This is a genomic window from Nonomuraea sp. NPDC050556 (assembly GCF_044457355.1).
Taxonomy (GTDB): domain Bacteria; phylum Actinomycetota; class Actinomycetes; order Streptosporangiales; family Streptosporangiaceae; genus Nonomuraea.
On sequence record NZ_JBITGU010000007.1, the window covers coordinates 123,068 to 142,060 of the forward strand.

The 18,993-nt window shown below is 70.3% G+C and carries 16 protein-coding genes; 9 read left to right on the forward strand and 7 right to left on the reverse strand.

Annotated features, from left to right (window positions below; genetic code table 11):
• A partial coding sequence (locus tag ACIBG8_RS50795) for a HAMP domain-containing protein (RefSeq protein WP_397350589.1) occupies positions 1 to 2,772 on the reverse strand: 2,772 nt, incomplete at its 3' end.
• Positions 2,773 to 2,874: 102 nt separating this feature from the next.
• On the opposite strand from ACIBG8_RS50795, the gene ACIBG8_RS50800 reads away from it, so the two are divergent.
• Positions 2,875 to 5,310 carry a SpoIIE family protein phosphatase gene (locus tag ACIBG8_RS50800; RefSeq protein WP_397350590.1) on the forward strand — a complete coding sequence of 812 codons (2,436 nt, stop codon included), beginning with the start codon at positions 2,875 to 2,877 and terminating at the stop codon, positions 5,308 to 5,310.
• Here ACIBG8_RS50800 and ACIBG8_RS50805 read toward each other — a convergent pair.
• The 3 genes from ACIBG8_RS50805 to ACIBG8_RS50815 are packed head-to-tail and all read right to left on the reverse strand — an operon-like array spanning position 5,300 to position 8,523.
• The gene (locus ACIBG8_RS50805) at positions 5,300 to 6,283 is read right to left on the reverse strand and encodes a LacI family DNA-binding transcriptional regulator (RefSeq protein ID WP_397350591.1); all 984 of its coding nucleotides are present in this window, start codon (positions 6,281 to 6,283) and stop codon (positions 5,300 to 5,302) included. The two genes, ACIBG8_RS50800 and ACIBG8_RS50805, sit on opposite strands and share 11 nt — an antisense overlap.
• A 30-nt stretch (positions 6,284 to 6,313) precedes the next feature.
• A complete protein-coding gene (locus ACIBG8_RS50810) occupies positions 6,314 to 7,570 on the reverse strand; it encodes a Gfo/Idh/MocA family protein (protein WP_397350592.1) in 1,257 nt (418 codons plus the stop codon).
• Positions 7,567 to 8,523 carry an aldose epimerase family protein gene (locus ACIBG8_RS50815; protein WP_397350593.1) on the reverse strand — a complete coding sequence of 319 codons (957 nt, stop codon included), beginning with the start codon at positions 8,521 to 8,523 and terminating at the stop codon, positions 7,567 to 7,569. The genes ACIBG8_RS50810 and ACIBG8_RS50815 overlap by 4 nt, the downstream gene beginning before the upstream one ends.
• A 107-nt stretch (positions 8,524 to 8,630) precedes the next feature.
• Between ACIBG8_RS50815 and ACIBG8_RS50820 the strand changes: the two genes are divergently transcribed.
• A complete protein-coding gene (locus ACIBG8_RS50820; RefSeq protein ID WP_397350594.1) occupies positions 8,631 to 9,515 on the forward strand; it encodes an NAD-dependent epimerase/dehydratase family protein in 885 nt (294 codons plus the stop codon).
• Positions 9,512 to 10,552, forward strand: a complete 1,041-nt coding sequence (locus ACIBG8_RS50825; protein ID WP_397350595.1) for a mandelate racemase/muconate lactonizing enzyme family protein — start codon at positions 9,512 to 9,514, stop codon at positions 10,550 to 10,552. The genes ACIBG8_RS50820 and ACIBG8_RS50825 overlap by 4 nt, the downstream gene beginning before the upstream one ends.
• Before the next feature lie 3 nt (positions 10,553 to 10,555).
• Here ACIBG8_RS50825 and ACIBG8_RS50830 read toward each other — a convergent pair whose 3' ends face one another.
• Positions 10,556 to 11,350 (reverse strand): NAD-dependent epimerase/dehydratase family protein, encoded by a 795-nt coding sequence (locus ACIBG8_RS50830; protein WP_397350597.1) that lies wholly within the window; start codon positions 11,348 to 11,350, stop codon positions 10,556 to 10,558.
• A 137-nt stretch (positions 11,351 to 11,487) separates the two neighbouring features.
• Here ACIBG8_RS50830 and ACIBG8_RS50835 point away from each other — a divergent pair, with 137 nt between their 5' ends.
• The 5 genes from ACIBG8_RS50835 to ACIBG8_RS50855 all read left to right on the forward strand — a co-directional run bounded on the left by ACIBG8_RS50835 (position 11,488) and on the right by ACIBG8_RS50855 (position 16,334).
• Entirely contained in the window at positions 11,488 to 12,792 is a 1,305-nt protein-coding gene (locus ACIBG8_RS50835) for an extracellular solute-binding protein (protein WP_397350598.1), read from the forward strand.
• Positions 12,793 to 12,800: 8 nt separating this feature from the next.
• Positions 12,801 to 13,715, forward strand: coding sequence for a carbohydrate ABC transporter permease (locus tag ACIBG8_RS50840; protein ID WP_397350599.1), 915 nt, complete (start codon positions 12,801 to 12,803; stop codon positions 13,713 to 13,715).
• Positions 13,712 to 14,569, forward strand: a complete 858-nt coding sequence (locus tag ACIBG8_RS50845) for a carbohydrate ABC transporter permease (protein ID WP_397350600.1) — start codon at positions 13,712 to 13,714, stop codon at positions 14,567 to 14,569. Before ACIBG8_RS50840 ends, ACIBG8_RS50845 begins: the two co-directional genes overlap by 4 nt.
• A gap of 64 nt (positions 14,570 to 14,633) precedes the next feature.
• A complete protein-coding gene (locus tag ACIBG8_RS50850) occupies positions 14,634 to 15,395 on the forward strand; it encodes an IclR family transcriptional regulator (protein WP_397350601.1) in 762 nt (253 codons plus the stop codon).
• Between the two features lie 33 nt (positions 15,396 to 15,428).
• Positions 15,429 to 16,334 (forward strand): 5-dehydro-4-deoxyglucarate dehydratase, encoded by a 906-nt coding sequence (locus ACIBG8_RS50855; RefSeq protein ID WP_397350603.1) that lies wholly within the window; start codon positions 15,429 to 15,431, stop codon positions 16,332 to 16,334.
• A gap of 42 nt (positions 16,335 to 16,376) precedes the next feature.
• Here ACIBG8_RS50855 and ACIBG8_RS50860 read toward each other — a convergent pair whose 3' ends face one another.
• Positions 16,377 to 16,850, reverse strand: a complete 474-nt coding sequence (locus ACIBG8_RS50860) for a hypothetical protein (RefSeq protein WP_397350604.1) — start codon at positions 16,848 to 16,850, stop codon at positions 16,377 to 16,379.
• A gap of 153 nt (positions 16,851 to 17,003) precedes the next feature.
• On the opposite strand from ACIBG8_RS50860, the gene ACIBG8_RS50865 reads away from it, so the two are divergent.
• Complete coding sequence (locus tag ACIBG8_RS50865; RefSeq protein WP_397350606.1) at positions 17,004 to 17,564, forward strand: hypothetical protein; 561 nt, start codon at positions 17,004 to 17,006, stop codon at positions 17,562 to 17,564.
• On the opposite strand, the gene ACIBG8_RS50870 is transcribed toward ACIBG8_RS50865, so the two are convergent.
• The gene (locus ACIBG8_RS50870; RefSeq protein ID WP_397350607.1) at positions 17,506 to 18,975 is read right to left on the reverse strand and encodes an aldehyde dehydrogenase (NADP(+)); all 1,470 of its coding nucleotides are present in this window, start codon (positions 18,973 to 18,975) and stop codon (positions 17,506 to 17,508) included. The two genes, ACIBG8_RS50865 and ACIBG8_RS50870, sit on opposite strands and share 59 nt — an antisense overlap.
• Between the last annotated feature and the right edge of the window lie 18 nt (positions 18,976 to 18,993).

Consider the following 18,993-nt stretch of genomic DNA (forward strand, 5'->3'; position numbering starts at 1 on the left):
GTCCTTCCAGACCCCCGACACACCCCGCACCTGAGCCTGACCACCCAGCCGACCCTCGGTGCCCACCTCACGCGCAACGCGCGTGACCTCGTCGGCGAACGCCGACAACTGGTCGACCGTCGTGTTGATCGTGTCCTTGAGCTGCAGGATCTCACCCCGCGCGTCCACGGTGATCTTCTTGCCGAGGTCGCCGTTGGCGATGGCGGTGGCGACCACCGCGATCGAGCGCACCTGGGAGGTGAGGTTGGAGGCCATGAAGTTCACGTTGTCCGTGAGGTCCTTCCAGACCCCCGACACACCCCGCACCTGAGCCTGACCACCCAGCCGACCCTCGGTGCCCACCTCACGCGCAACGCGCGTGACCTCGTCGGCAAATGCCGACAACTGGTCGACCGTCGTGTTGATCGTGTCCTTGAGCTGCAGGATCTCACCCCGCGCGTCGACGTCGATCTTCTTCGACAGGTCGCCGGTGGCGATGGCCGTGGTCACCTGGGCGATGGAGCGCACCTGGGTGGTCAGGTTGGACGCCATGAAGTTCACGTTGTCGGTGAGGTCCTTCCAGGTGCCCGACACCCCGCGCACCTCGGCCCGCCCACCGAGCTGACCCTCGGTGCCCACCTCGCGCGCCACGCGGGTCACCTCGTCGGCGAACGCCGACAACTGGTCCACCATCGTGTTGATCGTGTCGGTGAGCTCGAGGATCTCCCCCTTCACCTCAACGGTGATCTTCCGCGACAGGTCCCCCTGCGCGACCGCCGTGGCAACCTGGGCGATGTTCCGGACCTGCGTGGTGAGGTTGTCGGCCATGAAGTTCACGTTGTCGGTCAGGTCCTTCCAGACCCCCGACACCCCGCGCACCTGCGCCTGACCACCGAGACGACCTTCAGTGCCGACCTCACGCGCCACACGGGTGACCTCGTCGGCGAACGCCGACAGCTGGTCCACCATCGTGTTGATCGTGTCCTTGAGCTGCAGGATCTCGCCCTTGACGTCAACGGAGATCTTCCGCGACAGGTCCCCCTGCGCCACGGCGGTCGCCACCTGCGCGATGTCGCGCACCTGCGTCGTCAGGTTGGACGCCATGAAGTTCACGTTGTCCGTGAGGTCCTTCCAGACCCCCGACACGCCACGCACCTGCGCCTGACCACCCAGCCGACCCTCCGTACCCACCTCGCGCGCCACACGGGTGACCTCGTCGGCGAACGCCGACAACTGGTCCACCATCGTGTTGATCGTGTCCTTCAGCTGCAGGATCTCGCCCCGGGCACTGACCGTGATCTTCTTCGACAGGTCGCCGTTCGCCACCGCCGTGGTGATCTGCGCGATGGACCGCACCTGCGAGGTGAGGTTGTCGGCCATGAAGTTGACGTTGTCGGTCAGGTCCTTCCAGGTGCCCGACACCCCGCGCACCTCGGCCCGCCCACCGAGCTGGCCCTCCGTGCCCACCTCGCGGGCCACGCGGGTCACCTCGGAGGCGAAGGCGGAAAGCTGGTCCACCATCGTGTTGATGGTGTCCTTGAGCTGCAGGATCTCCCCGCGCGCATCTACGGTGATCTTCTTCGACAGGTCGCCGTTCGCCACCGCCGTGGTCACCTGGGCGATGGACCGCACCTGGGTGGTCAGGTTGGACGCCATGAAGTTGACGTTGTCGGTGAGGTCCTTCCAGGTGCCGGAGACGCCCTTCACCTCGGCGCGCCCGCCGAGCTGACCCTCCGTGCCCACCTCGCGGGCCACGCGGGTCACCTCGTCGGCGAACGCGGACAACTGGTCCACCATCGTGTTGATGGTGTCCTTGAGCTGCAGGATCTCGCCCTTGACCTCGACAGTGATCTTGCGCGACAGGTCGCCCTTGGCCACGGCGGTCGCGACCTGGGCGATGTCGCGCACCTGGGTCGTCAGGTTGGACGCCATGAAGTTGACGTTGTCGGTCAGGTCCTTCCAGACCCCCGACACCCCGCGCACCTGCGCCTGACCACCCAGCCGACCCTCCGTACCCACCTCGCGCGCCACACGGGTGACCTCGTCGGCAAAAGCCGACAGCTGGTCCACCATCGTGTTCACGGTGAGCTTGAGCTCCAGCAGCTCGCCCGTCGCCTCGACCGTCACCTGCCGGGTCAGGTCGCCCCTCGCCACCGCCGTGGTCACCACGGCGATGTCGCGCACCTGCGCGGTGAGCCGCCCCGCCATGGCGTTGACCGCCTCGGTGACGTCGCGCCAGCTCCCCGACATGCCCTGCACCTTGGCCCGGCCGCCCAGCCGCCCCTCGGTGCCCACCTCGCGGGCCACCCTGGTCACCTCGCCGGAGAACAGCGAGAGCTGGTCGACCATGCGGTTGACCGCCTTGCCCATGAGCCGCAGCCCGCCGCGCAACGGCCGGTTGCCCTCCTGCAGGTCGACTCGCTGCGACAGGTCACCGTCCGCGACCGCGTTGAGCACGCGGGTGGCCTTCGCCGCCGGGATCACCAGCGCGTCGACGAGCGAGTTGGCCGCCTCGATGCTGGTCGCCCAGGCCCCGGTGCCGGGACTGGCGGTGAGCCGCTCGTCGAGGTGACCCTGCCTGGCGACCTCGCTGCGCACGCGGGTCAGCTCCCTGGACAGGTGCTCGTTGCGGTCGACGACCTGGTTGAAGGCGATGGCCAGATCGGCGACGACCCCGTCTTCCGGTACGGCCAGCCGCGCGCGGAAATTGCCGTCGCGCAGCCCCTGCAGGGCCATGAGCAGGGGACGAAGGTCGGATTGATGGATCGCGTCAGCTACAAGGGGAGGTGCCATTGTGGCCTTCTTCACAACGGGCGGTAGTGAGAGCGCCTAGTCTGCCACTCTGAGAGTGACCGAACTGCCACATCGAGTGATGTTCTAGGACCAGAAGTGGACATGAGCCGCGTCTCGACGAAAGCCCTCCCGGGCACCCCGCAAGCCCCGGGCGCGGCGCGGCTCTTCGTGCGCGAGACGCTGACCGAGTGGCACCTGGACCATGTGGCTGACGACGTCGTCCTGCTGACCAGCGAACTCGTCACCAACGCCGTGGTGCACGCGGGCACCGCGATCGAGCTGACGTGCCGCCTCGACACCGCGCGCACCCCGGCCGCGCTGGAGATCGAGGTCGACGACCTGCACCCCACGCGGACGATCGCTCCGCGTGACGCCAAGCCGATGGACGGCATGCAGACCTCGGGGCGCGGCCTGGCGCTGACGAGCATGCTGGCCGACGCGTGGGGCATCACCTACACGCGCAAGGCCAAGCGGGTCTGGATCAGGATCGAGCTGGTCGGCTGCTCGGAGGAGCATACGGCGGGCGCGCCAGCCTCGGCTCCGGCCGTCGCCGCAGCCCCCCTCGACTCCCTGCACGTCGCCGTCGTCGTGTCGGACGGCGCGGGCCGGGTCACGTCCTGGAACTCCGAGGCGGAGGCGTTGCTCGGCTGGCCGGCCAAGGAGGCGATGGCCATGCCGCTGGAGGAGCTGGTGGCCTGGCGCGAGCACGGCGCGCACGCGATGACGCTGCCCGACGTGCTGACCATGGGACGCTGGCGCGGCGAGAGCCGGATGCGTCACCGCGACGGCAGGCTGGTCCCCGTCTACCTGTCCCACCTGCGGATCCACGGCCGCTTCCAGGACCACAGGACGATCTGGCTGGTGGTGGCGAGCGACCACAGGTACGTGCTGTCGCTGCCGTCGATCCCGGCCAGGCGGGAGACCGACCAGCGCATCAAGGACGTCTTCTCCTCCGGCCGCACGGTCGCCGAGCAGCTGGAGACGGCCGCGCAGATCGTGCACGCCTCCGGCGGCAGCGACGCCGTCTACATCCTGCTGACCGGCCAGGAGGACGGCTGGTTCACCGTGGCGGCCGCGGCGGGCGACGCCACGGGCCTGATGCGCGTGGCGGTGACGGGCATCTTCGAGCAGAACGCGCCGTCGATCGTCGACGACCTGGCGGTGTCCGACGCCACCCTGGGCGAGACGCTGCGCGCCAGGTCGCTGGCGTGCGCCCCGCTGGTGGCCGGTGGCGAGATCGTCGGCCAGCTGGTCGTGACGGCCGCTGCGCCGGGCAGGTTCGAGGGCGACGTGGCGGTCAGCCTGCAGCACGTCGCGGAGCGGCTGGCAGCCGCGCTGGAACGGGAGCGCCAGGTCGAGCGGGAGCGGGCACTCAGAGGGCGGCTGGCGTTCCTGGCCGAGGCGGGCGAGCTGCTGGCGGGCGTGCACGACGAGGACCTGATCGCCGCGCTGACCGCGCGACTGGTCGTCCCGAAGATCGCCACCTGGGCGGCCGTCTACCTGACCGGCCTGTCAGGCGCGAGCAGGCTGGCGCACGTGTGGCACGCCGAGGAGCGCTACAACTCCGCGTTGCGCAAGGCGCTGCCGCTGAGCATGTCCGGCGGCCCGCCGCAGCCGCTGGGCAGGGAGAGCGTGGTGTCGTTCCCGCTGCGCACCGGCGACCGGCCGGTCGGCACGCTGGTGCTGGGCAGGGCGGAGCCGATCCTGCCGCGCGAGCTGGCCTCGTTGCTGGACGACCTGTGCCGCAGGGTCGCGCTCAGCCTGCACTCCGCCATGCTCTACTCGCGCCAGGCGACCACGTCGCGCGTGCTGCAGCGCAGCCTGCTCCCACTCCAGCTCGCCGCGATGCCGGGCCTGGAGTCCGCGGTGGTCTACGAACCGGCCGAGGAGGACGCGCACGTCGGCGGCGACTTCTACGACCTGTTCTCGGTGGCGGGCCACTGGTGCTTCGCGCTGGGCGACGTGTGCGGGCGCGGTCCAGAGGCGGCCGCCGTCACCGGGCTGGCCAGGCATGCCGTACGTCTGCTCGCCAAGGAGCGCTACGCGGTGGCCGACATTCTCGACCGGCTCAACAGGACGCTGCTGGAGGAGGAGCAGGAAGGGCGGTTTCTCAGCCTTCTGTACGGCGAGCTGACCCCGCTCCCCCGAGGTGGCGCCCTGTGCACGATCGCCTCGGCCGGGCACCCGCCGCCGCTGCGGCTGCGCTCGGCCGGTGGCGTGGACACGGTGGCGACGCCGCAGCTGCTGCTCGGCATCCAGGACAACGTGCGCTTCTTCGACGAGACCTTCGAGCTGGCCCAGGACGACGTGCTGCTGTGCGTCACCGACGGGGTGACCGAGCGGCGCAACGGCGACCGGCTGCTGGACGACGACGACGGGCTGGTCAAGCTGCTCGCGACGTGCGGCGGGCTGTCCGCGCACGGGGTGGCCGAGCGGGTGCGCCAGGCGGTCGAGTCGTTCGCGGCCGATCCGTCGCAGGACGACGTGGCCATGCTCGTGATCAAGGCGAAGCAGGCGATGTCGGCGATCAGGGCCTGACCGGTCCCGTGGACTCGCGCACGACGAGGTCGGTCTCCAGCCTGGCGAGCGTGGGGGCCGCGTCCTCCCCCTGGCCGACGGCGGCCAGCAGCAGGTCGACGGCCATGCGCCCGGCGGCAGCCGTCGGCATGGTGATCGTGGAGAGTTTGGGGCGGTTCAGCCGTCCTGGGAGGCTGTCGTCCACACCGACCACGCTGAGGTCGTCGGGCACGCTCCTGCCCAGGTCGCGCAGGCCCTCGATGAGGCCGAGCGCGACCAGGTCGTTGTAGCAGAGCACCCCGGTCACCCCGCTGGCGACCACCGCTCCCGCCGCCGCCGTGCCGCCGCGCACGGTCGGCTCGTTGGGCCCGAGGACGACGAGCTCGGCGAGCCCTGAGGCGGCCGAGGTGGCCGCCGCGTGCATCTCCTCGCTGGTCCACGAGCCGGGCGGGCCGGTGAGCAGCGCGACGCGCCGGTGTCCCAGCCCCGTGAGGTGCTCGATCGCGGCGCGCGCGCCCTGGCCGACGTCCATCAGCACCGTGGTCAGGCCCTTCACCCTGCGGTTGACCACGACGAACGGCACCTGGGCGCGCAGGCGCTCGATCACCCGGTTGGACAGCCGCGGGCTGCACAGCAGGACGCCGTCGACCTGCTTGGACAGGGTCTCGATCAGCTCCTGCTCCAGCAGCGGGTCCTCGTCGGTGTCGGCCACGAACACGTGGTAGTCACGCTCGCGCGCCTGCGCCTGCGCCGCCTTGATCAGGGGCGGGAAGAACGGGTTGGCGATGTCGGCCACGATCAGCCCCAGGTTGTGGGTGCGTCCCGTGGTCAGCGCCCGCGCGGCGCGGTTGGGCCGGTACCCGAGGCCCTCGGCGACGGCCAGCACCCGGGTCCGCGTCTCGGCGTTCACCAGGTGCGGGGCCGAGAACGTCCGCGACACCGTCGAGACGTGCACGCCGGACTCCCGCGCCACGTCCCTGATCGTCACAGCCACGGGCGCACCTCCCATCGTTCGTCGCCGTGATCATCGCATGGGCGTTGCCATGCGGGTGCCGCCGCCGGTCAGGTTCACCGGCAGGCCGGTGGCGATCGACCGGTTGGCCGACGCTCCGACCATGACGCTGCGTATGCCGTCAAGGTATCCCGCCTGTCTGGCCAGCGGGTCCGCGCCCGGTCCGCGGAAGACGTCGTCGAGCAGCAGCCGGTCGCCGCCGCCGTGCCCGCCCTCGCCCTGCTCGATGGGGATCTCCTCGGCCTGCGCCCAGTGCCGGTGCAGGGTGAGCCGCTCCCACGAGCCCGGCGCGGCGCTGGGGTCGATGGCGGCGTGTGGCGGGGTCCAGGAGCGTTCGCACACCTCCAGCTCGATCCGTCCCGCTGTGCCGTTGAAGACGGCGCGGTAGCCCTCGGCCGGCGCGTGCGCGTTGAGCGAGTAGGTCAGCAGGGCTCCGCTGGCGTAGCGGACCAGCAGCGCCATGTTGTCCTCGATGGTGACGCCCTCGGTGAAGACGTCCTGGTCGCGGATGTAGCCGTCCTCGTGTTCCGCGTCGAGGTAGAGGGCCTTGAGCCGGGGGTCGGCGGACAGGTCGAGCAGGAAGGGGTCAGTGCCCAGCCCGGGTGCTCCGTACGAGCGTGCCGGTCGGCCGGGGCGCGGGGTGTAGAAGCGGAGGGCGCCCTCGGCGTACACGCTGACCGGGGTTGTCCCGAGCCACCAGTTGACCAGGTCGAAGTGGTGGGTGGACTTGTGCACCAGCAGGCCGCCGGAGTTGGCCCGGTCGCGGTGCCAGCGGCGGAAGTAGTCGGCTCCGTGGATGGTGTCCAGCGCCCAGTCGAAGTGCACGGAGGTGACCTCGCCGATGGTCCCGTCCATGATCAGCCCGCGCACCGCGGAGTTGCGCGGCGAGTAGCGGTAGTTGAAGGTCACCACGAGCGAGCCGGTGCTGCGCTCGGCCGCCGCCGCGATCTCCGCGCAGCTCTCCGCGTCGACCGTCAGCGGCTTCTCCACCACGACGTGCTTGCCCGCGTCGAGCGCCGCGACGACGTAGCGGGCGTGGGTGGCGTCGACCGAGGTGACGATGACCGCGTCGCACAGCTCCAGGAGCTTGGCGAAGCCGCCGGGGTCGAAGCAGGGCACGGGGTCGCCGAGCCGGCCGTTGTAGTAGTCCATCCTGGCGCGGTTGACGTCGCAGAACCCGGCGATCGTGCCGCAGTCGCGCCAGTCACCGAGCAGGGCGCTGACGTACATCTGGGCCCGGTGTCCGAGCCCGACGATTCCGTACCTCATGCGATGAACCGGTAGACGGTGTGGGACACGCGCTCCTCCCCCGGCCGCAGCACCGTCGAGGGGAAGTCGGGCCGGTTCGGCGAGTCGGGCAGGTGCTGTGTCTCCAGGCACAGCCCGGCGAACCTGTCGTACGGCGTGGCGACCCCGTCGAGCATGTGCCCGGTGTAGAACTGCACGCCCGGCTCGCTGGTCTCCACCTCCATGGCCCGCCCGCTGGCCGGCTCGACCACCCTGACCCTCCCGCCGGAGCGAAGCACGTAGCAGTGGTCGTAACACCCGTCCAGCCGCGCGCCGACCCGCGTGGGCGTCCCGAAGTCGTACGGCGTGCCGGACACGGGCGCCGGCGCGGACGGCAGCGGGATCTTGCCGTCGTCGACCGGCAGGTAGCCGTCCGCCTCGATCGTCACGACGTGCCCGCGCACGTCGCCCGACCCTGCGAGGTTGAAGTAGGAGTGGTTGGTCAGGTTGACGACCGTGGGCGCGTCCGTGGTGGCCAGGTAGTCGATCCGCAGCTCGTCGTCGCCGGTCAGGGTGTAGGTGACCGTCGCGGTGAGCTTGCCCGGGTAGCCCTCGTCGCCGTCCGGGCTGATGTGCGTGAGCCGTACGGCCCGCTCCCCGTCGGGCTCGGCCGTCCACACCTTCTTGTCGAAACCGGACAGCCCGCCGTGCAGGCTGTGCCCGTTGTTGTTGCGCGGCAACTCATGGGTCACGCCGTCGAGGGTGAAGCGGCCGTGCGCGATGCGGTTGCCGTAACGTCCGACCACTGCGCCGAAATAGCGGCTGCGCTCCAGGTAGTCGGCCACCGTCGGGAGGCCGAGGACGACGCCGGCGCCGTCGCCCAGCTCGATCGACTGCACGATCGCGCCGAGCGTCAGGACGGCCACGCTCATGGCGCCGTTGGACAGGACGTGGCGGTCGACGGACTCGCCTGAGGGAGTGGTTCCGAAGGTCATACCCGCACGTTAACGCAAACGGTTGCATCGGCAGAAGGCTGACCCCTTGACGTTTCCAGGCTACGCGGACAAGGTTTTGTGCAACTGATTGCAGTCGAAGGGGTGCCGTGAGCAGAACTCTTGTCACCGGGAGCGCCGGGCGCCTCGGGCGCAGCGTCGTGTCCGCGCTCGCCGCGGCGGGCCACGAGGTCATCGGGGTCGACAGCGTCCCTGGCACGCCGGGCGACGCGGCGGCCACCCTGCCCGCCGACCTGACCGACCTGGGCGAGACCTACGAGGTGTTCGCCAGGTTCCGTCCGGACGCCGTGCTCCATCTGGCCGCCATCGCCACGCCGTTCAGCCGCAGCGACGCGGTGACCTTCCGCACCAACACCGCGCTCGCCTTCAACGTGTGCGACGCCGCCGTCGCGCTGGGGATCGGCAAGGTCGTCGTGGCCAGCAGCCCGACCGTCGTCGGGTACGGCTCGCCGTCCGGCTGGGCGCCCGCCTACCTGCCCATCGACGAGACGCACCCGACGCAGCCGTGGAACGCCTACAACCTGTCCAAGCTGGTCGCCGAGGAGACCATGCGGTCCTTCGCCAGAACGGCCGCCACCAGGCTCGCCGCCTTCCGTCCGTGCTTCGTGATCGCGCCTGAGGAGTGGGCGGGCGCACCGACGCAGTCGGGGCACACCGTCACCGAGCGGCTGGACCAGCCGGAGATCGCCGGGGTGTCGCTGTTCAACTACCTCGACGCGCGCGACGCGGCCGACCTGCTGATGGCGTTGCTCGACCGGCTGCCCGGCCTGCCCAACGGCGAGGTCTTCTTCGCCGGGGCGGCCGACGCGCTGGCCCGCGAGCCGCTGGCCGAGCTGCTGCCGCGGGTGATCCCGTCGACGGCCGGGTTCGCAGAGACGCTGACCGGCACGTCGCCCGCGTTCACCTCGGCCAAGGCGGAGCGGCTGCTCGGCTGGCAGGCCAAGCGGAGCTGGCGCACGGAGCTGTCGGCATGATCACCGGCCTGGCGACCACGCTGCGCTCGGTGAAGCTCGCCCGGCCCTGGGGGGCGGCCGTGCCGTACAACCACGTGATCGTCTGCCGGGTGACGCTGGACGACGGGCGGGTCGGGACCGGGATCTCGTGGACGCCGCAGATCGGGGCGCGTGCCGTACAGGCCCTGCTGGACCACGACATCCGCGAGGCGGTCATCGGGCTGCCCGAGCATCCGGCGCAGGTGTGGGACTACCTGGTCACGCACCTGAGCGAGGCCGGGCGGGGCGGGCTGACCTCGATCGCGATGGCCGGGGTCGACCTGGCGCTGTGGGATCTGCACTGCGGCGAGCGTCCGCTGGCCGAGGTCCTGGGCGCGCGGCGCGAGAGCGTTCCCGTGTACGGCAGCGGCGTCAACCTGCACTACTCCCTGGACGAGCTGGTCGCGCAGGCGGAGCGGTGGAAGGCGGCAGGGCACACCGCCGTCAAGATCAAGGTGGGGCGGCCCGACCTGGGCGAGGACGTCGAGCGGGTCGCCGCCGTCCGCGACGTGGTCGGGCCTGGGACGGCGCTCATGATCGACGCCAACCAGCGCTGGGACCTGTTCAGGGCGCGCCGGGCGCTCGCAGCGCTGCAGCCGTACGACCCGCACTGGATCGAGGAGCCCCTGCCGGCCGACGACCTGGCCGCGCACGTGGAGCTGCGGCGCAGCGTCGGCGTGCCGGTCGCGGTCGGCGAGAACGTCTACACCGTGCACGGCTTCCGCGACCTGCTCACCGCCGGCGCGTGCGACGTGCTGCAGCCCAACGTGGTCAGGGTGGGCGGGATCACCCCGTTCCTGCGCGTGGCCGAGCTGGCCCGCGCCTTCGACGTGCCCGTCTACCCGCACCTGATGATGGAGCTGTCCGGCCAGCTCGCGCTGGCGCTGCACCACCCGGCGATGGTGGAGCAGGCCGAGGACGCGACCCTGGCCGACCTCGGGGTGCTGGCCGAGCCGTACCCGGTCGCGGTCGAGGGCGGGCTGCTGCGCGCTACCGGCCACCCCACCCGGTGGGCGTAACGATCACCAGGCCTGGCCCAGCTCCCTGATGCTGAACATCCCACCGGCCCTGTCGTGCTCTGGTTCGCTCAGGTCGGGTTCGCCGAACTCGGCGATCAGGGCGGGCGCCTGGGACTCGGAGTCGTCCTGGGACACGTACCCGATCGCCTTGGCCTCCTCCAGCGACCACCAGCGGCGGGCGTTGTCGGAGACGCCCCACACGACGTGGTAGCCGGGCGCGGTCAGCGCGGCCTCCAGCAGGCGGGTGAGGTCGTCCGGCGAGATCCAGGTGGCCAGGCCGCGGGTGTCGGCCGAACCCTCGTTGCAGGTGCCGAGCCTGACCACGGTCACGTTGAGCCCGAACCTGTCGTGGTAGAGCGAGCCGAGCGCCTCCATCACGACCTTGCTCACGCCGTACAGGGTGTCCGGCCTGGGGAAGGCGTAGTCGGGCAGCTCCGTGCCGTCGGCCGGCCTGGTGTGGAACCCGGCGGCGTGGTGGCTGCCGACCAGCACGACCTGCTGGACGCCCTCCTGCCTGGCGGCCTCCATCAACACGTACGTGCCGTCCATGTTGGCCCGCACGATGTCGGGCCACGGGTGCTCGCGGCTCTGCCCGCCCAGGTGGATCACCGCGTCCACGCCCTTCATGGCCTCGGCCATCGCGGCGGGGTCGGCCAGGTCGGCGACCACCAGCTCCTCGTTCTCCCCCGTTTCGAGGGGCGCGAGGTCGGACAGCCGCAGGATGCGGCCTTCACGGGCCAGGCGCGGACGCAGCATGGTGCCGACTTTGCCCGCCGCACCGGTCATCAGAATGCGCATGGGATCTAGTTGTACACAAACCTGGCCCAGATTCACATACCTGAACGATTGACGTCCATCTGTTGCCTCGTTACTTTCACATGAACAAGTTCCACATTCGCGACATCCATTCATGTATGTGAACAGGAGGCGGTCTGATGTCACGCAATCTGCTCGGGGCTGCGATTGCAACGGCGCTGGCCGTAACACTGACGAGCTGCGGGTCCGGTTCAGGCGACGACGACGCCCTGGAGATCTGGATCCGGCAGGTGCCCAACTCCCCCTCGCACAACACCGCCAAGAAACTCGTCGCCGAATTCGAGAAGGCCACCGGCGTCAAGACGAAGCTCGTGTCCCTCTTCGACGACTTCGAGACCAAGCTCCAGCAGCAGGCCCAGGCCAAGAACCTGCCCGACATCGTCATCAACGACACGGCCAGGCTCGGCAACATGCAGCACCAGGGCTGGTTGCGCGAGGTGGACAAGGCCAAGCTGGCGGGCAACGACAAGCTCTCCGAGCTGGCGTGGAAGGCGGCGCAGGCCGGCGACGGCAAGTACTACGCCGCGCCCTTCTCCGCCCAGGCCTTCGCGCTGATCATCCGCAAGGACTGGCGCGAGAAGGTCGGCATGCAGCCGCCCCAGACCTGGGACGACCTGGCCAAGCTGGCCAAGGCCTTCACCGACAAGGACCCCGACGGCAACGGCGCCGCCGACACCGCAGGCTTCGTCGCCCCAGCGGGCACCAAGCGCGGCTACGCCTCCTGGTACGCCTCCTCGATGATCTTCGCCAACGGCGGCGACTTCCTCAAGCAGAGCGGTCCGGGCAAGTTCACCCCCATGGTCAACGACCCCAAGACCGTCGAGGCGGTCAAGTGGTTGCAGGACCAGTTCTGCACTGCCAAAACCGTCAACCCCGGCGCGGTCAGCAACGACACCACCGTCACCCACACCGTCTTCGAGAAGGGGCAGGGCGGCATCTACCTGGTCGGCCCCTACGTGCTCGCCCGGTTCGTCAAGAGCATCGGCACCGACAAGATCGAGGTCGTGCAGGTGCCCAAGGGCCCGTCCGGCGGGCCTGGCACGCTCGGCGAGGGCGAGAACGTCTACGAGATGGCCGGTTCCTCGCACGAGGCCGAGCAGCAGAAGTTCGCCGAGTTCGCCATCTCAGCCGCCGGCCAGAAGGTCGGGATGAACGGCGACAACGAGGGCCCGATCGTCAGACTCCCGGTCAACACCGAGGTGAAGCTGAGCGACGAGCGCAAGGACCCGCGCTGGCAGGTCTTCGCCGACGCCTACGCCAACGCCGTCTACACCCCGCCGGTGCCCGACTGGACACCGTTCCGCCAGAAGGCTGCCGACGCGATCAACGCGGCGTGGGCCGACTGCTCCAAGGACGTCAAGACCCAGATGGACACCCTGGCGACCACGTTCACCCAGGAACTGTCGACCCAGAAAGCGTCATGACCGCCACGATGTCGCCACCGCGATCCCACGCGGCCGCGCGGCGCCGCCCCAAGCAGGGGCGGCACCGCGCGGCGGTGGTCGCCTGGCTCTTCCTCGCCCCCGCGCTGGTGCTGTTCCTCTACTTCAAGTTCATCCCGATCTTCGTGATGATGCGGGACAGCTTCTACGAGGTCCGCCCCTTCCTGGGTGACCGGTTCCTCGGGCTGGAGAACTACGAGACGGTCGTCACCGACCCCGCCTACACCTCGGCCATCTGGCACAGCGCCGTCCTGGCCGTGGGGGCGACGGCCGGGTCGATCCTGCTCGGCCTGCTCCTGGCGCTGGTCGTCGAGGGGCCCGCGCGCTCGCTCTGGTTCGTGCGGACCGCGGCCTTCCTGCCGGTGGTCACCACGATCGCGGCGGTCGCCGAGGTGTGGCGGATCATGTACCACCCGGCGGGCGACGGCCTGATCAACAGCATCCTCGGCTGGGTCGGCCTCGGCCCCTCACCGTTCCTGGCCAGCGAGGACACCTCGCTCTGGTCGATCATGGGGATGATGGTCTGGCGCGGCGCGCCGTACGACATGATGATCTTCGTCGCCGGGCTGGTCGGGGTGGACCGCACGCTCTACGAGGCCGCGGCCGTCGACGGCGCGACCACGTGGCAGCGGTTCAGGAGCGTGACGCTGCCCGCACTGCGCCCCGTCTTCTGGATCCTGCTCACCCTGGCCGCCATCCGCGGCCTGCGGGTCTTCGTCGAGGTCTACGTCATGACGAACGGCGGGCCGAACGGCTCCTCCGAGGTGCTGATGACCATGATCTACAAGGAGGGCTTCCAGAACAGCAGGCTGGGCCTGGCCTCGGCCGGATCGTGCCTGCTCTTCCTGGCCACGCTCCTGCTGACCCTGATCGTCCAAGGGATAAGAAGGAGGCAGGCGCGATGAGGTTCGACACCACCCTCGGGCTGGAGTCGCGGCGCGGGCCGGTCGCCTCCGTCCTCAAGTTCGTCCTTTACGCGGGCATCGTCATCGTCTTCACCGGGCCGCTGATCGGGCTGCTGCTCAGCGCGTTCGGCAAGGTCGTGAACCCGACGCACTTCTCGCTGCCCGAGGCGTTCACGCTGGAGAACTTCGCCAAGGCGGGCGAGCGCAAGGTCTATCTCTACCTGCTCAACTCGTTCGTGGTGGTCGGGTTCGGGCTGCTGCTGCAGATGGTGGTCAGCGTCTTCGCGTCCTACTCGCTGGCGCGCAAGAAGTTCCGCGGCATGACGGTCGTGCTGCTGCTCATCCTGATCACGATCATGATCCCGGAAGAGATCATCATCCTGCCGCTGTCGGCCGTGCTGGGCGACATGCCGGTCATCGGGGTCAACCTCCTCGGCTCCTACGCGGGCATGATCCTGCCGGTCGGCGCCTGGGGCTTCTCCATCCTCGTGATGACGGAGTTCATGAAGGAGGTGCCGATCGAGCTGGAGGAGGCTGCGCGCATCGACGGCGCCGGTGAGCTGCGGACGTTCTTCACGATCATCCTGCCGCTGTGCCGTCCCGCCCTGGGCGTGATCGGGGTGTTCGGGTTCACCATGATCTGGGACCAGTACCTGCTCCCGGTGATCGTGTCCACCGACTCCGACCTGTGGACGCTGCCCATCGCGCTGCGCTCGCTCCGCTCGGACGAGGAGGTGGGCATCGGGGTGCTGCTCGCCGCTTCGCTGCTGGCCCTGCTCCCGTCGATCATCGCGTTCCTGGCGTTCCAGCGGCAGTTCATGCGCGGTCTGACCAGCGGCGCCATCAAGGGTTAGGTGTCCATGTATCTGGACGGTATCCGGTATTCTGGCGGTTCAACACCACAGGGATGGGATGCAAATGGAGCCTCAGCTGGTCAAGTCTGCCGAGCGCACGGTTCGCATCCTGGAAACCCTGGCAGCCTCACCGGAACGGCTGACGCTGTCGGACCTCCAGCAGCGCACCGGCTTCCCGCGCAGCAGCCTGCACGCCCTGATCCGCACGCTGGTCGAGCTCAAGTGGATCGAGACAGACAGCGGCAGGTCCGACTTCGGGATCGGGCCGCACGCGTTGCTGACCGGGACGGCGTACCTGGACAAGGACCCGGCTCTGCCGTACGCGCAGGAGACCCTCGACGACCTGCGCGAGGAGATCGGGCACACCGTGCACTTCGCGCGGCGCGACGAGGGGCACGTCCTCTACCTGGCGACGCGCGACTCGCGGGTGGCGCACCACGTGATCCCCAGGGTGGGGCGCAGGCTGCCCGCGCACGTCACGGCGCTCGGCCAGGTCCTGCTGGCGGAGCTGACCGAGGACGAGGTGGCCGCCGTGCTGCCGGACCCGCTGCCGTCCATGACCGAGCACACCCTGACCGACCTGGCCAAGCTGTACGGCGAGCTGGACCAGGTGCGCGCGCGGGGCTGGGCCTACGAGCGCGAGCAGGGGACGCCGGGGGTGGCCTGCGTGGCCGTCGCCGTCGACTACCGCATCCCGGCCACGGACGCGATCAGCTGCTCGATGCCCGCCTCGCTGCCGCCGGCCGACGTGGAGAAGGTCACCGAGGCCGTCATCAGGCACACCCACAGACTCGCTGCCACTCTGCGCCGGGAGGGCATCCGATAGCTCACCATCCGGCGCACTTTCTATGGAGGAAATATGCGTCTTGATGGTGTTCTCTTCTTTCCGGTGACCCCGTTCGGTCCGTCCGGCGAGGTGGTGGAGTCTGCCCTGGCCACGCACGTCTCCGCCGGGGTTTCCGCCGGGGCCGGCGGGGTGTTCGCCGCGTGCGGCACCGGCGAGTTCAACGCGCTCGACCTCGACGACTACACGCGCGTGGTGTCGACGGCCGTGACGGCGACGGCCGGGCGGGTGCCGGTGTTCGCCGGGGCGGGCGGGCCGTTGCCGGTCGCCCAGGCGTTCGCGCGGGCGGCCGCCGAGTGCGGGGCCGACGGGTTGCTGCTGCTGCCGCCGTACCTCGTCAGCGCGCCCGCCGCCGGGCTTGTCGCGTTCGTCCGCGCGGTCGCGTCGGTCACCGACCTGCCGATCATCGTCTACCAGCGCGGCAACGCGCGGTTCACCCCCGCCGCCGTCGCCGAGCTGGCCGGGATGCCGCAGGTGGTCGGGTTCAAGGACGGGCTGGGCGACTTCGACCTGCTGCAGCGGATCATCCTGACCGTGCGGGCGTCGACGTCGCGGGAGTTCACCTTCTTCAACGGGCTGCCCACGGCGGAGCTGACCGTGCCCGCCTACCGGGGGCTCGGGGTGCCGCTGTACTCCAGCGCGGTGTTCGCCTTCGCGCCGGAGATCGCGCTCGCCTTCTACAAGGCGGTCACGTCCGGGGACGACGAGCTGGTGCAGCGGCTGCTCACGCACTTCTACCTGCCGCTGGTGGACCTGCGGGACAGGGTGCCCGGCTATGCGGTGTCGCTGGTGAAGGCCGGGGTACGGCTCGGCGGGCTCGACGCGGGCGGGGTGCGGGCGCCGCTGGTGGACGCCGCGCCGGAGGACGTCGCGGCCTTGGAACGCATCATCGCCAGGGGCCGCGAGATCGCGGGCGCCTGAGGGACGCGCGTGGGGGTCTGTCGCCCCCACGCGCGCATCTAGCTACTCACAGGTGACCGACACGTTCACCGCGGCCGAGGACGCCCCGAAGCCCGAGGGACCGATCGGACCCTGCGACAGCCGTACCTCGCCGCGGACCGTCGACCCGCACGGGACGGTCGCGGTGACGCCCTCGACGGTGACGACGTTGTTCCAGATGCTGACCGGCGTACGCCGGGAGCCCAGGAACAGGCCGCCGACGACCTGGCCGGACACCTCCGCGTCCGCGCGCTGCGGCGTGATGACGCCGCCGGGCCCCGGCTCGGCGATGCCAGGGGCGCCGACGGTGCCGTAGAACCGCGCCTGGGCGCCGGTGACGTCCACGCACGCCTTGACGTTCAGGCCCGAGATCAGGACCTGGCTACCGCAGGTGGTCGTGGTCGTGGCGGCGGATGCCGGGCTGCTCACCACGAGCGCCCCCGCCATCGCCACACCTGCGGCGATCACCGCGGCTCCACGCTTGACGATCTGCTTCATCGGTCTCCCCTTCGATGGCCGCGGGCAGGCGGCCCCGTTGCCACCCGCCCGACATCAGTACAATGTCACACATCACATGACGTGCTAGTGATCATCGGGAGAACGGCTGGGGAAGCCCTTTGGAACGTTCTCGGGCACTACCCTGAGTCAGCTATGGCCCTGGTGCAGATGGCGTTCGACGGCGCCTGGGAGGACGCGGTCCTCGTGACGGCGGTGTCGGGGACGGAGGCCTGGCTCGCGCCAGGCCTGGACGTCGCGGTGGAGATCTTCTTCGGGCCCGACCTGTTTCTCGGCGCGCGGCTGTCGGGGCTCGACCGCCCGGAGCGCGCCCGGTTCGTCCGTCAGCTCCTCGGCGTTCGCGACGTGCCCCGGTTCTGGCGTCTCGCGCTGGACGGGCCGCCGTCGTACCTGGAGGTCGGGGTGGTCAACGCCTGGAAGAGCGTGGGGAGTGTGGTCGTCTGGCGGCCAGGAGACGACCACATCCGATCAGCCGACCTCGGCCCCGCCCTCCGCAGCCCGCAGCCGACGCCCGTAGCCCTGGAGGCGGCCTACGACGGCACGATCCCCAGGTGGATCGGGAGGAGCGTCTCCACACCCACCGGCGACGGTCGCCACCTGCTCAGCGAGCCCCTCCTGGCACACGTGGCAGCCACCTTCACCTCTGGAAAGCGCCGTCCACCCGGCGGGGGATGGTCAGCGGATTGGCGTCCCTGAGCTCCTCCGGGAGCAACTCCTCCGGCCAGTCCTGGTAGGCGGTCGGGGTGAGCCAGCGGTCGATGGCGGTGGCGCCGACCGAGGTGTGGGCGGGGGCGGTCGAGGCGGGCCAGGGGCCGCCGTGGTGCATGGCCCAGCACACCGCGACGCCCGTAGGCCAGCCGTTCCAGATGAGCCGCCCGGCGATCCGGCTCAGTGCGTCGGCCACCTCGGCGGCCTCGGATGGCTCCGTGCCGTGGATGGTCGCGGTCAGCGAGCCCTGGAGGCGGCCGATCACGGCCGAGAGGGAGGAAATATCGTTGTATGTCACGACTATGGCGGCGGGGCCGAAGCACTCCTCGGCCATCTCGGACGCGAAGGAATCCAGTGGGGTGGTGAAGACCTTGGGCGTCACTGTCCACTCGCCGTCACCCGCCTTGCCCTCCGCCAGCAGGCGCAGGGAGCCGAGCCGGTCGAGGCCGCCCGCGTACCCGTCTCTGATGCGTTCGTTCAGCATCGGGCCGCCGGTCGTCCCCTCCACTGCCTCGCCGATCACCTTCTCGAACCCCTCGGGCACGAACACCAGGCCCGGGTTGGTGCAGAACTGGCCGACGCCCAGCGTCAGCGAGGCCGCGAACCCGCTCGCCACCTCGGAAGAGACCGCGGAGGGCAGCACGACCACCGGGTTCACGCTGCCCAGCTCGCCGAAGAACGGGATCGGCGTCTCACGGGCGTCGATCAGCCCCTGTACGGCCCGGCCCCCGGAAATGGAGCCGGTGAACCCCGCGGCCACCACCAGCGGATGCTGCACCAGGTCGGCCCCGGCCTGCATACCGTGCACGAGACCGAGCAACGTGGGGTCGGGCAGCGCCGCCTGGACGACAGAGGCGACCATCTCGGAGGTCCGCGGGTGCCCCGGGTGAGCCTTGACCACGACCGGGCATCCGGCGGCCAGCGCGGAGGCGGTGTCACCCCCGGCCACGGAGAACGCGAACGGGAAGTTGCTCGCGGCGAACACCGCCACCACGCCCGGCAGCGCCCGCTTCATCCTGCGCACGTCGGGCTGCGCCGGTGCGGCGGCATGGTCGATGACCGCGTCGAGGTAGCCGCCGTCGCGGATCACCTTGGCGAACAGCCGGAACTGCCCCGCCGTACGGGCGACCTCGCCGCGCAGCCGGACCTCGCCCAGGGCGGTCTCGCGGTCGGCGACCTGCCACAGGTCGTCCACCCGCGCGAGCAGCGCGTCGGCGACCGCTTCCAGCACGGAGGCCCGCTCGGCAGCGGAGGAAGCGCGCCAACCGGCCCCGGCCGCCGCGGCCGCGGTGACCGCGGCGGAGACGTCGGCCGTAGTGGCCTCGGGCAGCGGGTCACCGACGGCCTGGCCGGTCCGCGGGTCGTATCCGTAGATCATCGAAAGAGCCTTCCCAGTCATATGTCACACGTTACAGCC

Bases quoted from the DNA above. Each gene is read 5' to 3' on its own strand.
- ACIBG8_RS50800 (WP_397350590.1), top strand. From the start codon at position 2,875: ATGAGCCGCGTCTCGACGAAAGCCCTCCCGGGCACCCCGCAAGCCCCG.
- ACIBG8_RS50810 (WP_397350592.1), bottom strand. From the start codon at position 7,570: ATGAGGTACGGAATCGTCGGGCTCGGACACCGGGCCCAGATGTACGTC.
- ACIBG8_RS50815 (WP_397350593.1), bottom strand. From the start codon at position 8,523: ATGACCTTCGGAACCACTCCCTCAGGCGAGTCCGTCGACCGCCACGTC.
- ACIBG8_RS50825 (WP_397350595.1), top strand. From the start codon at position 9,512: ATGATCACCGGCCTGGCGACCACGCTGCGCTCGGTGAAGCTCGCCCGG.
- ACIBG8_RS50830 (WP_397350597.1), bottom strand. From the start codon at position 11,350: ATGCGCATTCTGATGACCGGTGCGGCGGGCAAAGTCGGCACCATGCTG.
- ACIBG8_RS50835 (WP_397350598.1), top strand. From the start codon at position 11,488: ATGTCACGCAATCTGCTCGGGGCTGCGATTGCAACGGCGCTGGCCGTA.
- ACIBG8_RS50840 (WP_397350599.1), top strand. From the start codon at position 12,801: ATGTCGCCACCGCGATCCCACGCGGCCGCGCGGCGCCGCCCCAAGCAG.
- ACIBG8_RS50845 (WP_397350600.1), top strand. From the start codon at position 13,712: ATGAGGTTCGACACCACCCTCGGGCTGGAGTCGCGGCGCGGGCCGGTC.
- ACIBG8_RS50850 (WP_397350601.1), top strand. From the start codon at position 14,634: ATGGAGCCTCAGCTGGTCAAGTCTGCCGAGCGCACGGTTCGCATCCTG.
- ACIBG8_RS50855 (WP_397350603.1), top strand. From the start codon at position 15,429: ATGCGTCTTGATGGTGTTCTCTTCTTTCCGGTGACCCCGTTCGGTCCG.
- ACIBG8_RS50860 (WP_397350604.1), bottom strand. From the start codon at position 16,850: ATGAAGCAGATCGTCAAGCGTGGAGCCGCGGTGATCGCCGCAGGTGTG.
- ACIBG8_RS50865 (WP_397350606.1), top strand. From the start codon at position 17,004: ATGGCCCTGGTGCAGATGGCGTTCGACGGCGCCTGGGAGGACGCGGTC.
- ACIBG8_RS50870 (WP_397350607.1), bottom strand. From the start codon at position 18,975: ATGACTGGGAAGGCTCTTTCGATGATCTACGGATACGACCCGCGGACC.